Here is a 12,765-nt window from a genome sequence, read left to right on the forward strand (position 1 = left end):
GGCCCCATGCCCTGCAGTGCGCCCAACCACCAAGGCGACTATATGACTACGCCTTGACACGATAAACGCCGTGACCAGAACTTCTTTTGTTACATGGCGGAAAGACAAAGCGTTCTTCATGAACGGACAGGTGCTGCCCGGGCAGCCTAAAACATGTCCGAGGCCGCTCGGCGCCCCGTGCGGGCGCCGCCCGACTCCTCGCCATCCCGCGACGGAATGAACGGCCCGGTGATCATGTCCGAATAGCTCATTCCAGGCCCGACCATCGGAAACACATCGGCATCCTGATCGATCATGACTTCGAGGAAGGCAGGACCGTCAAACGCCACGAAGTCCCTGAGTTTTGCCTCGAGTTCGCCCAAGGCCTCAACGCGCTGCGCGAACTCAAACCCGTCGGCCTGCGCCGCCATGACAAAGTCCTTTCGATGAAGCGATTTGTCGCTCACGCACAGGCGCCCATCGTAAAACAGACGCTGCCACTGCCGGATCATCCCGTCACCGACATTGTTGAGCAGAAGCACTTTGACAGGCACGCCATACGTAGTCGCAGTCTCCAGGTCACCGATATTCATGCGCATGCTGCCGTCACCGTCGATGTCGATCACCAGAGCATCCGGGCGCCCCAACTGGGCGCCGATCGCAGCGGGCAAGCCAAATCCCATCGTTCCCATACTGCCCGACGTGAGAAAGCTTCGCGGCTCGACGAAGTCGAAGAACTGCGCGGCCCACATCTGGTGCTGGCCAACGCCCGTGGTGACGATTGCGCGCCCGCCCGTGATCTCGCTCAGCCTTTCCACGACGAACTGTGGCTGAATGAGCGGGCTATTGCGGTCATAGTTCATGCCATAGCGCACTTTCAGCTCCTTGATGTGGTTGATCCACGCAGAAGGCGCCTGCACGTGGGCATCGTGCTTCATCAGGGCGAGCAACGTGTCCTTCGCGTCGCCGACGTGGGTCCAGTGTGCGCGCTTGACCTTGTTGATCTCGGCCTCGTCGATGTCGATGTGGGCGACGTGGCGCGCTCGCGGCGCGAATGCATGCGGCCGGCCACCAGCGACCCGGTCGTCGAATCGGGCGCCCACGGCAATCAGGAAATCGCAGTCTTCCACGGCGTAATTCGCGCAGGCCGAGCCGTGCATGCCCAGCATTCCGAGCCCCAACTCATGTTTCACGGATATCGTGCCGAGCCCCATCAACGTGTTGACCACGGGAATCCGGTAGCGCTCGGCAAACTGACGCAATTCCGCCGTGGCGCCGGCGGTCATGATTCCCCCACCCGCATACAGCAGCGGGCGCTTGCTTTGTGTCAGCAGGTCGAAGAATTCGTGGCGCTTGCTCTCTTCGAGACGCGCGCCCTTCGCTACCTTGCGAAGACGGTCGGAGTAGCCGCGAAAGGCCAACGTGCCGTGCCCCTGCCAGGTGCCGGTCCAGTTCTGGATATCTTTCGGCACGTCCACGACAACGGGGCCGGGACGGCCCGTGCGCGCCACCTCGAACGCAGTGCGCAGCGTCTGTTCGAGCTTGTCCGGGTCAGTAACCAGAAACACCTGCTTTGCGCACGCGGACATGATGTTGAACACCGGCGCTTCCTGGAAAGCATCGCTGCCGATCGCGGCACGCGGCACCTGTCCGCAAATGAGCACGACCGGCACCGAATCGCCATTGCAGTCGGCAATGGGTGTCACCGCATTGGTCGCGCCGGGTCCTGACGTCACCATGAACACGCCGACTTTTCCGCTCGCGCGCGCGTACCCCGCAGCCATGAAACCGGCGGTCTGCTCGTTGGCGGGGACTACGAGATTGATCTGACGCTCGGGTTCGTCGGTATACAGTTCGTTGAAACGAAACACCGCATCGTAAGTCGGCAAGATCGCGCCGCCGCTATAGCCAAACACGGTATCGACGCCTTGTTCGCTGAGTACCCGCAAAATAATGTCGGCGCCCGACATCGATTCACCGGGAAGCGGCGCCTTCTGGGGGGCTTCTGAAGCTATGTTCGGATTCTGGGTCATACGTGACTCGCATGGAAACGGGCGCTGATGCGATCAGCGGCCAAAAACAACGGACGATTTCCCTTCCGACTCAAGAACAGCGTATGTCCCTCACCAGGGCGTGGACAACGGCTCCACCGGGTTCTCCGCATGAAGCACAGCCCACCCGGCACGCTTTTGATGTGCGCCTGGAGAAACCGTGAGAAAGGGTTCTATAGATTTTGACAACGTTTGAAGCGCAATGCCTTAGCAAGAAGGTGGTCTATGGGCCAAGATGGATCGCATCTGGGCCACAGTGACTCCCCGCTCCGGCGCTTCACACGCTGCCTACCATTCAGCGATGCCCACGTCGTAGTCCTCGTCGTAGAAAGCAACGAGAAACTCCTCGGGCATCAGCCACGAGTCGACGCTCACGGTTTGCGCGCCGACATCGACATCGACCTTCGCGTCGGCGTCCACGGACTTCATCGCCTGCACGATCGTCGAAAGATCGTCCGTGCGGATTTCGGTTTTCATCGCGAATTTCACTTTTCATCTCACCAGTCAACAACGTTCGAACAGCGCAGCGCCATCTGTGTGGATAACTATAGAATCAACACTCGGTGCCACCAACGACGCCAGCCTCAATTCACTCTTTACATAGCGTAATCAGGGTGCGCGAGACAGCGCGAACATCACACTTTGTCGAGGACGTCCACCTCTTCGGTGAACGCCCGGACCGCTTCCCTCACCTCTGCCACACCCAGGCCATTCACTCGCAGCAGTTCGGAACGGTCGCCATGCCGCACGAATTCGTCGGGAAGCCCGAGGCGCAGCATTCGCACAGCCCATCCTTCCGCCGCGATCCGCTCGGCGCATGCAGCACCGGCCCCCCCAATCACGGTGCCTTCTTCGAGCGTCACGAGGACCTCATGCTCGTTTGCAACCGTGAGCAACAGGTCTTCATCGAGCGGCTTCACAAAACGCATATCGACCACGGTCGCGTCGATCTCCTTCGCGACCTCCATGGCGACCGAAAGCAATGGCCCAAACGCCAGAAACGCCACCCGCTCGCCGTCCGCCTTGCCCGATACCCGGCAAACCCGCCCTCTCCCGAGAGGCAGCGTCTCATTCGTCTGCTCAATGAATTCCGCGCCGGTTGTCGCCCGCGGATATCGCACAGCGCACGGTCCAGGCAAGGCGAGCCCCGTGTTCAGCATGCGATAACATTCGCCCTCGTCGGACGGCGTCATCACCACCATATTCGGAACGCAACGCAGGGCCGCAATGTCGAACGCACCAAGATGCGTTGCGCCGTCGCCACCGGCAATGCCCGCACGATCCAACGCGAACAGAACCGGCAGGTTTTGCAGCGCGACGTCGTGAATCAGCTGGTCATAGCCGCGCTGAAGAAACGTCGAGTAGAGGGCGACAACGGGCCGCATTCCCTCGACCGCGAGGCCAGCCGCCAGCGTGACCGCGTGCTGTTCCGCGATACCCACGTCGATGTAGCGATCCGGAAAACGGCGCGCAAATTCGGTGAGACAGGAACCTTCGCCCATTGCAGGCGTGATGCCGAAAATTCGCTCGTCCGTTGCCCCCGACTCGCAAAGCCATTGCCCGAATACCTGGCTATAGGTCCGCTTGCCGCCTCTCGAGCGCACCAGCCCCGTCTCGGGCTTGAACGGACCGGGACCGTGGTACGCAACGGGCTCAAGTTCCGCGGGCCGATAGCCCTTTCCCTTTTTTGTCACCACATGAATGACGTGCGGGCGTGCGCGCGCCTTCGAGTCCTGCAGCGCGGTGAGCAGTGTCGGAATATCATGTCCGTCGACGGGACCGAGGTAATCCAGGCCTAGTGTTTCGAACAACGTGGAAGCCGCCCGCTCAGTTATGTCGTCCGACCGCTCAGACACGGGGATATTCGCATCATTTCGCCAACCCGTAACCAGCGACTCGAGATGATCATTCAGGCCCCCTACTGCCGGCGAAATCGACATGCGGTTGTCATTGAGAATGACCGTGAGCGGCAACATCTCCCAGGACCCAGCATGATTCAGCGCTTCATATGCCATACCGGCAGATAGCGCGCCGTCGCCGATGATGGCGACGACACGGGCGTCTCGATCACGCAGGCCCAAGGCCATGCCGACCGCCGCCGAAATGGAGGTGCCAGCATGCCCGACACCGAACGTGTCGTACGGCGACTCTTCGCGAGCGGGGAAACCGGCGATCCCGCCCACTTTCCGCACGCTGGCCATTCGCGCTTTTCGTCCGGTCAATATCTTATGCGGATAGCATTGATGCCCCACATCCCACACCAGGCGATCGTTAGGCGTGTCGAACACATAGTGAAGCGCCACGGTCAACTCCACCACGCCGAGGCTCGATGCCAGGTGCCCGCCCGTACTCGACACGCTTTCGATCACGAATTCTCGAACCTCGTCCACCAGGCGCTGCAGTTCACTCTCCCTTAGATCGCGCAAATTTCTCGGAAAATCGATCGTGTCAAGCAAGTTCATTGCGTTTCATACCTCGATGTTTTGATTTCAACCGCCCCCTCGCACGCCGTCCGCAGGGTCGTCCTCGAACTGATGAATTCAACCGGCTTTCAAATCATCCGCACTCCAGCCGCCGCCCAGCGCGTGAATGAGGTCGATATTCGCATCCAGTTGCCGCGTCCGAAGCGCGATCACGCTGCGTTGCGCTTCAAGCTCGGCGGATTGCGCCGCGACCACGTCCAGGTAGCTCACCGCGCCGCGCTGATAGCGCGCAAGCGCCAGGTTCAACGCGGTTTGGGCTGCACCGGCGGCATCCTGCTGCTGATTCGTCGCAGTGCCCAGATCGTCGAGCAACGTGAGGTTATCTTCCACCTGCCTGAACGACGCCAGCACCACGCCGCGATAGCGTGCGCCCGCCTCGGCAGTCGCCTCCTTCGCGGAATCGAGCTGCGCCCGGCGCTTGCCGCCATCCATCAGGTACATCGCCAAAGACGGTCCGATCGCCCAATACGAGCTGGAAAGGCTCAGCAGATTGCCCAGCACCGAGCTTTGCACACCACCTTGCGCGCTGAGCGTGAGCGTCGGGAAGTACGCTGCGCGCGCAACGCCAATCCTGGAGTTTGCGGCCGCGATGCGCCGCTCGGCTGCGGCGACGTCCGGCCGCCTTTGCAACAGCGTCGACGGCACCCCGATCGGAATGACAGGCAGTGCAATGGAATCGGTACTCGGCGCAAGCTGGAACTGCGAAGGTGAAGCACCAACCAGCACCGCTATCGCGTGCTCCAGCAATGCCCGCTTTGCCCTGACCTGGGTGAGTTCGGACTGGACCGACGACAACTGGTTGCGCGCGCGCGCCACGTCCAGGCCCGACACGATTCCTGCGCCATGCCGGTTGCGGGTCAATTCGAGTGCCTTCTGGTATGCCTCCTGGGTAGCCTCGATAAGCTGAATTTGCTGATCGAGGCCACGCAGGTCGATATAGCTTCGGGCGAGTTCGATTTCGAGACTCAACTGCGTCGAGGCGAGATCCGCTTTCGATGCCTGCCCTTCGTCCTTGCTTGCGGCAACGGAATCGCGCACGCGTCCCCAAAGGTCCACTTCGTAATCGACTTCGACACCCAGCGTGGCGGAGTTGTAATCGGTCGGCCCAGTCGGGCTGCGCAACGGTCGCGTGTCCGACTCGCGATCGCGCTGGACATTGCCCACAGCGGAAACCTGCGGGTACATCTGCGACTTGACCTGTCTGATGTACGCCTGCGACTGCTCATAGTGAAAAAGCGCCGCGCTCAGGTCGGGGTTATTCGCGATCAGCCGTTGCTCGAGGTCGTCGAGTTCCGGCTCCTTGTATAGCTTCCACCATCCCGCGCGATCGAGCTGGTCAGCGGGGCTGGCCACGGTCCATGGTCCCTGCGTCTGGTACTGCGCCGCCACGGGCGTTTCGGGCACCTCGTAGTGCGGCGCGAGCGAGCACGCGGCCAGCGCCACGGCACTCACCAGCGTAGCCAGTTTCAGATACTTAGTCATGCTTTCCACCTTTGGCCGTGGGCGCGATCACCTGAACATGGTCGCCTTCGACGAGACCATCGGGCGGCGCGTCGATCACGCGGTCGCTTTGCGCCAGCCCCGAGCCGATATCGACCGCGTTGCCGAGGTCCTGCACGATCGAAACGGGCTTGAAGTGAACGGTGTCGCTGCGATCGACAGTGGCGAGCCGCAGCCCCCGGTTGTCGAATATCAGCGCGCTGGCCGGCACCCGCAATGCATCGGCGCGTGCCGGCAGCGCAAAATGCAGATTCACGAAGTCGCCCGGCAACAGCAGATGACCGGGGTTATCGACCATCAACTGGACGAGCGACGTGCCTGATGCAGCGTTCACCGAATCGGCCAGACCCACCACCGTGGCGGTGAACGTCTTGCCGGGATACTCCGGCACGGTGAAGGTGCCCGTCCCCCCCGGCTTGACCGCCGGCACGTATTCCTGCGGCACGCGCACGTATACGCGCAGCTTGTCCACACTCGAAACGGAAAACAGCTGCGGCCCGGTACCACCTCCCGCATTGATCAATGCGCCAACGTCCGTGTTGCGTGCGGTGATCACGCCGTCGAACGGGGCGACGATTCGCGCGAAGCTCTTGGTCGCAACCAGCCGGTCCAGGTTGGCCTGCGCTGCCGCCACGCGAGCCTGCTTCGCCACATAGTCCTGCGTGCGGTCATCGACCTCCTGGCGCGACACTGAATCGGAGTCCAGAAGACTTTGCCAGCGTGCGGCGGTCGTTTTCGCGAGCGCGGCATCGGCTTGCGTGCTCGCGAGGTCGGCCTTCGCCTGAATCAACTGCTGATCGAGTTCGGGCGTTTCGATCTCGGCGAGCGTCTGGCCTGCCTTCACCGGCGTACCGATGTCGACGCTCCACGATTTCAGGTATCCGCTCACACGTGCATAGATGGGCGCGCTTTCGAAAGCCTCCAGTCTGCCAGGCAGATCCAGCGCGCCGCCCGGCGCCTCCGGGGCGGGCACGACCACATTCACGGACGGCACGGCTTGCGCCTCGGTCCAGTCTTTGAGTTGATGCTCATGCTTCATGCGAAGCGAGACGCCACCAACCACGATGAGGACGGCGAGCGCACCGCCAACAATGCCTGTAAATGAGAGTTGACGCTGCGCGAGTGCGGCGCGCGTTGTGGGTTCAGAGGACATGGATCGAATCTCCGGTAAGCTGCGCGGCCGTCGATGTGCGACCCCGACGCGAGTGGATCATGCAAAAAATAGCGGGCACGAGAAAAAGCGTTGCAGCAGTGGCGAACAGCAGTCCGCCAATCACCGCTCGGCCCAACGGCGCGTTTTGCTCTCCGCCCTCGCCAAGACTCAATGCCATCGGCGCCATGCCGATAATCATCGAGAGTGCCGTCATGAGGACCGGCCGAAACCGTGTCGTCCCGGCTTCCAATGCAGCCTTGAACGCGTCGCCGTGCTCGGTCAGACGTTCGCGGCAGAAACTCACCACCAGAATCGAATTGGCCGTAGCCACGCCCATGCACATGATTGCGCCGGTCAGTGCGGGCACTGAGAGCGTGGTATCCGTCGCAAACAGCATCCAGACGATGCCGGCCAACGCGCCAGGCAAGGCCGCCACGATCACGAGCGGATCGGACCACGACTGGAAATTGACGACGATGAGCAGGTAAATCAGCACCACGGCGCCCAGAATCCCGAACGACAATCCGCCGAAGGCGTTGTTCATCGTCTGCGCCTGGCCCAGCAGAACGACCTTCGCCCCCTTGGGCGCTTCCTTGGCATTGGCCGAGACGATGTGGCGAATGTCGGTGGCGACGGCGCCAAGATCGCGGCCCTGAGTCGTGGCGAACACCTCGACCATCGGCTGCACGTTGTAGTTGCTCACCACTTCGTTGCTGGCCGTGCGGTGAATGCTCGCCACCCCGCCAAGAATCTGCCCATCGTTGGCCTCGGCCCCGCCGCTCACCGGAAGATTCACCAGAGACGAGAGCGAGTCCACGCTGTACTGCGGCGTCTGCAGCACGATCGAATACTCCACGCCATTGGCCGCGTTGAGCCAGTAGGTCGGGGCGATCTGGCTCGACCCCGCCATGTGCACCACCAGGCTATTGGTCACATCGCGTTCGGTGAGGCCCTGAAGCGATGCGCGGTCGCGATCGACATCGATATTGAATTGCGGATTGGCCTGCGATTGCTCGATGCGCGCATCGACAACGCCGGGCACGTGGCGGATCTGACGCAGCAGCGAGTTCGCGTAGGCGAAGTCGGCCGGCAGATTGTTGCCGCGAATCTGCAGGTCAATCGGTGCGGGCGAACCGAAGTTCAGGATCTGGCTCACGATGTCCGCGGGCGGGAACGAGAACGTCACGCCGGGGAACGCGCGCGGCAGCGATTCGCGCAACTTGCGCACGTAAGCAGCCGTCGGCCCGTGGCCTTCCTTCAGCGAGATCTGAATGTCACCGTCCTGCGGGCCGATCGTGCCCGTGTTGTTGTAGGCCGTATTGATGGAGCTGGTGGAGAGTCCAATGTTGTCCACCACGGTGCCCAGTTCGGACGGCGGAATCGTCGTGCGAACCTGGGCTTCCACTTCGGCGAAAATCTCGGCGGTTCGCTCAACACGCGTGCCCACGGGCGCACGCACGTGCAGCAGGATCTGGCCCGCATCGACGTCCGGGAAGAAGTTGCGCCCAAGCAGCGGCATCAACGCAAACGACACCACGACGAATGCAAAGAAGCCGATCACGAACGTGCGGCGACGCTCCAGCACCCGTTCGAGCATCGCGGCGTAGTTCCCGCGCACACGCTCGAAGCGCTGCTCGAACCCGCGGTGAAAGCGCGCCCACACGCCGGCAGACTCGTGATTGCCCTGCTCCTGCGCATGGGACTTCAGCAGGTACTTCGCCATCGTCGGCACGAGGGTGCGCGACAGAATGAACGAGGAAACCATCGCGAAGATCACCGACTCGGCCATCGGCACGAACAGGAACCTCGCCACGCCATTCAGGAAGAACATCGGCACGAACACGATGCAGATGCACAACAGCGAGACGAACGCGGGTGTCACGATTTGCGCCGCGCCATCGAGAATCGCGCTTTCGACGTCCTTGCCTTGCTCCAGGTGCCAGTTGATGTTCTCGATGGTCACGGTAGCGTCGTCCACGAGAATCCCCACCGCTAACGCGAGCCCGCCGAGCGTCATGATATTGAGCGTCTCGCCGAGCACCGAGAGTACGGAAATCGACCCGAGAATCGCCAGCGGAATGGAGGCTGCGATAATGACGGTCGAGCGCCAGCTACCCAGGAACAGCAGGATCATCACGCTCGTGAGCAAGGCGGCAATCAAGCCCTCACGCGCCACGCCCTTGATCGCAGACCTCACGAAGATCGACTGGTCGCCGATCGCGTCGATCTGAAGCACGTCGGGCAAGGAGGCCTTCGCATCGGCAACCTTCTGACGAATACCGCCGATGATCGACAAGGTGGATGCCGAACCGTTCTTGAACACGGTGAGCAGCACCGACCGCTTGCCTTCCACGTGAACGATGTTGGGCTGCGGCGGGCTGCCGTCGGTCACGTCAGCCACATCGTGCATATGCACAACGGTGCCATTGGCGGACTTGATCGGCAGATTCGCAATGGCCGCGATCGTCTCCGGCGCATCGTTCAGCTGCAGCGTGTACTCGTAGTTGCCGATCTTCTCCGTGCCGACCGGCGTCACGAGGTTCTGCGCCGTCAACGCATTCAGCACATCCTCGGCCGACAAGGAGCGCGCTTCGAGTTCGGACGGCTTGATGTTGATCTGAACCTGCCGGTCCTTCCCGCCAAACGGAAACGGGATCGCAGCGCCGTTCACTGTCGCGAGAATCGGCCGCAACTGGTTCTTGCCGAGGTCCGCCAGATTCTGTTCGGAAAGGCCCTTGCCCGAAAGCGCGAGCTGGATAATCGGAACGGTCGAAGCGTTGTAATTGATGATGAACGGCGGCGTCGCCGAGGGCGGCAGCTGCTTCAAAATCTCCTGCGAAATGGCGGTCACCTGCGCATTCGCGGTACCAATGTTGGTGCCAGGCTGAAAGAAGATCTTGACGATGCCGTAGCCGGTCAGCGACGTGCCTTCGATGTGTTGAACGCCGTTCACGGTGGTCGTCAACACCCGTTCGTACGGAGCCATCACGCGACCTTCCATCTGGTCGGGCGAAAGCCCCGTGTACTGCCATACCACGCTAATCACCGGGATATTTATCGGAGGAAAAATATCCGTAGGGGTACGAAACGCCGACAGAACGCCAACGATCAGGATAAACACGGCCAGAACGACAAATGTATAAGGCCGCTTCAGCGCAACGCGCACGATGCCAATCATGATAATTCCAGTATTGAAGCTGGCATCGCCCCTAACCGCGGCGGACTCCAGCAAGCAGATGCTCGATGCCTTGAATCAATCTGCGTTTGATGGGACCCGGCCCGCGGACTCGCGAGGCGCACCGATCCAGTGGATGGCGGAAGCCACGATGCCGAGTGCGACACCGAAGGCGACGATGCCCGACCAGCCGAGGCGGCTCATGAGCCAGCCGCTGACGGTCGCACCAACCGCGCCGCCGAAAAAGGTGGCCGTCATATAAAGGCTGTTGATTCGGCCTTGCGCTTTCGGATCGACCGAGAAAGCGCGGGTCTGGTTGGAAACGAGACCCGACTGCACGCCGATATCGAGCACGATCACGCCCACGATCAGCAGCGTGAGCGACGTGGCCGCGCCGGAGAGAAGCACGTAGGCAAGCGTCGCGATACCGATACTCGCGCCGATGACCTTGCGAAAGCCCACGCGGTCGGTGGCATTGCCGCCCAGCGAGGCGGCAAACGCGCCGGCTGCGCCGATGATGCCGAAGCCGCCTGCCCACGCGCTGCCGAGGTGCCACGGCCCGCTCTTGAGCAGCGCCGCGAGATTGACCCAGAAGGCGTTGAAACAGGCCCACAGCAACGCCTGGATGATCATCGATTCGCGAATCGGACGATTGTCGCGAACGAGCGGCCACAGCGAAGCAAGCAGACGCCCATACGAAAGATTCGTCGACGGCACGCCCTTCGGCAGCAGCGCAGCGGCGGCGATGAAGACCGGCACCATGAACGCGGCTTCCGCGCCGTACACCGCGCGCCACCCCCACGCCGCGCCGATCACACCAGCGATCGTGCGGCCGACCAGGATGCCGACCATGATGCCGCTCACGACGGTGCCGACGTTACGCCCGCGCTCGCTCGGCAGCGACATGACGGCGGCAAACGGAACAAGCTGCTGTGGCACGCAACTCACGATGCCAAGCGCGAACGAAGCCGCGATCAGCGCCCAGATGCCGGGCGCGACCGCCGAGGTCGCCGCAAAAACGAGCGCGAGCGCGATTTGCGTGAGCACGAGCTTGCGCCGGTCGAAGCGGTCGCCAAGCGGCAGCAGCAGCGCGAGACCGGTCGAGAAGCCGAGCAACGCGGCGCCGGCGACGAAATCGACGGCCGTGATGTTGACCCGCAGGCCCGCTGCGATCAGCGGCAGAATCGGCTGCGTGCAATAGATGTTTGTGATCACTGCTCCTGCGATGATCGCCATCATGACGATCTTGCCGCGCGATGCGACGGCGGGCGTAGCTGCACTTTCTGGGGTGCTGGGTAAGCCGCTCACGACAACCTCCTTATTCGTTGAAATTCTCCGGTCGTTGCAGCGATTTGCCGCGATCCAGATTGAGGTCGAACGTTACGCGCTTGCATTTACGAAGAGAATCCCTCACGATCAAGATTCATCCTTCCACTATTTGATAGGGTCCATGAATCGCCTCGAAGCCATGGCTATCCTCGTTTCGGTCGCCGATGCGGGCAGTCTCTCGGCTGCCGCGCGGCATCTCGACATGCCGCTCGCCACGGTCAGCCGCAAGGTGGGGGAGCTGGAATCGCACCTGAAGACGCGCCTCTTTCACCGCACGACGCGAAAGCTTTCATTGACGGAAGCCGGCGCCGCATACGTGGCCGCGTGCCGGCGGATTCTCGAAGACATCGGTGAAGCCGAGCGCGCCGCAACGGGGGAATACGCCGCGCCCAAAGGCGAACTCGTGGTCACCGCGCCCGTTGCGTTTGGCCGCTTGCACGTGGTGCCGGTAGTGGCGGAATTCCTCGCGCACTATCCGGAGATCGACATCAATCTCCTGCTGACCGATCGTGTCGTTCATCTGATGGATGAACACGCGGACGTCGCGGTGCGCATTGGCGAACTGCCCGACAGCACGTTGATCGCAACGCGAGTGGGCACGGTGCGCCGGGTCATTTGCGCCAGCCCCGCCTATCTGGCGAAGCACGGCGCGCCTGCCGAACCCGCGGACCTGGCCGGCCATCAATGCATTACCTTCGAGGCGCTCGCGTCGCTGCGCGCGTGGTCTTTCGGCTCCGGCAAGTCGGAGCAGTCCGTGCCCGTTCATTCGCGGCTTGCCGTGAACACGGCGGACGCCGCCATCGAAGCCGCGATCCTTGGCGTGGGTTTGATACGCGTGCTGTCCTACCAGGTTGCACGCGCCGTTCGCGCCAACGAGCTTCGCGTCGTGCTCGACACATTTGAAGCCGCGCCGCTGCCGGTCAATCTCGTGCATGCGGGACAAGCGCCCCTGCCGCTGAAGCTGCGCGCGTTCCTCGACTTCGCATCGCCGCGCCTGCGCGAACGCACCGCGGGCGAACTCGTCAATGCCGAGAGCGCATGACGGCCTGAGGCGCCCACGCAAAGGCGCTGCGCGCTCGCGCCGGAAGAGAATCC

8 protein-coding genes are annotated in these 12,765 nt (G+C 62.3%); 1 reads left to right on the top strand and 7 read right to left on the bottom strand.

What is annotated here, in order from left to right:
- Positions 1–146: 146 nt before the first annotated feature.
- From ilvB to BHE01S_RS06175, 7 genes are all read right to left on the bottom strand, one after another.
- Positions 147–2,012, bottom strand: a complete 1,866-nt coding sequence (ilvB, locus tag BHE01S_RS06145; protein WP_084068603.1) for a biosynthetic-type acetolactate synthase large subunit — start codon at positions 2,010–2,012, stop codon at positions 147–149.
- Positions 2,013–2,318: 306 nt separating this feature from the next.
- Positions 2,319–2,507, bottom strand: a complete 189-nt coding sequence (locus BHE01S_RS06150; protein ID WP_407669474.1) for a copper chaperone — start codon at positions 2,505–2,507, stop codon at positions 2,319–2,321.
- 158 nt (positions 2,508–2,665) lie between these two features.
- On the bottom strand, positions 2,666–4,492 hold the full coding sequence (gene dxs / locus BHE01S_RS06155; protein WP_042261685.1) for a 1-deoxy-D-xylulose-5-phosphate synthase: 1,827 nt from the start codon (positions 4,490–4,492) through the stop codon (positions 2,666–2,668).
- A gap of 78 nt (positions 4,493–4,570) precedes the next feature.
- A complete protein-coding gene (locus BHE01S_RS06160; protein ID WP_042261688.1) occupies positions 4,571–5,995 on the bottom strand; it encodes an efflux transporter outer membrane subunit in 1,425 nt (474 codons plus the stop codon).
- A complete protein-coding gene (locus BHE01S_RS06165) occupies positions 5,988–7,166 on the bottom strand; it encodes an efflux RND transporter periplasmic adaptor subunit (protein ID WP_042261690.1) in 1,179 nt (392 codons plus the stop codon). The genes BHE01S_RS06160 and BHE01S_RS06165 overlap by 8 nt, the downstream gene beginning before the upstream one ends.
- Complete coding sequence (locus tag BHE01S_RS06170; RefSeq protein WP_042261694.1) at positions 7,156–10,344, bottom strand: efflux RND transporter permease subunit; 3,189 nt, start codon at positions 10,342–10,344, stop codon at positions 7,156–7,158. Before BHE01S_RS06170 ends, BHE01S_RS06165 begins: the two co-directional genes overlap by 11 nt.
- Before the next feature lie 75 nt (positions 10,345–10,419).
- Positions 10,420–11,649: an MFS transporter gene (locus BHE01S_RS06175; protein WP_042261696.1), complete on the bottom strand. Its 1,230-nt coding sequence runs from the start codon at positions 11,647–11,649 to the stop codon at positions 10,420–10,422.
- Positions 11,650–11,791: 142 nt separating this feature from the next.
- Between BHE01S_RS06175 and BHE01S_RS06180 the strand changes: the two genes are divergently transcribed.
- Positions 11,792–12,712 carry a LysR family transcriptional regulator gene (locus BHE01S_RS06180; protein WP_042261698.1) on the top strand — a complete coding sequence of 307 codons (921 nt, stop codon included), beginning with the start codon at positions 11,792–11,794 and terminating at the stop codon, positions 12,710–12,712.
- The last annotated feature ends 53 nt before the right edge of the window (positions 12,713–12,765 follow it).

This window comes from Paraburkholderia heleia NBRC 101817 (assembly GCF_000739775.1).
GTDB lineage: Bacteria > Pseudomonadota > Gammaproteobacteria > Burkholderiales > Burkholderiaceae > Paraburkholderia > Paraburkholderia heleia.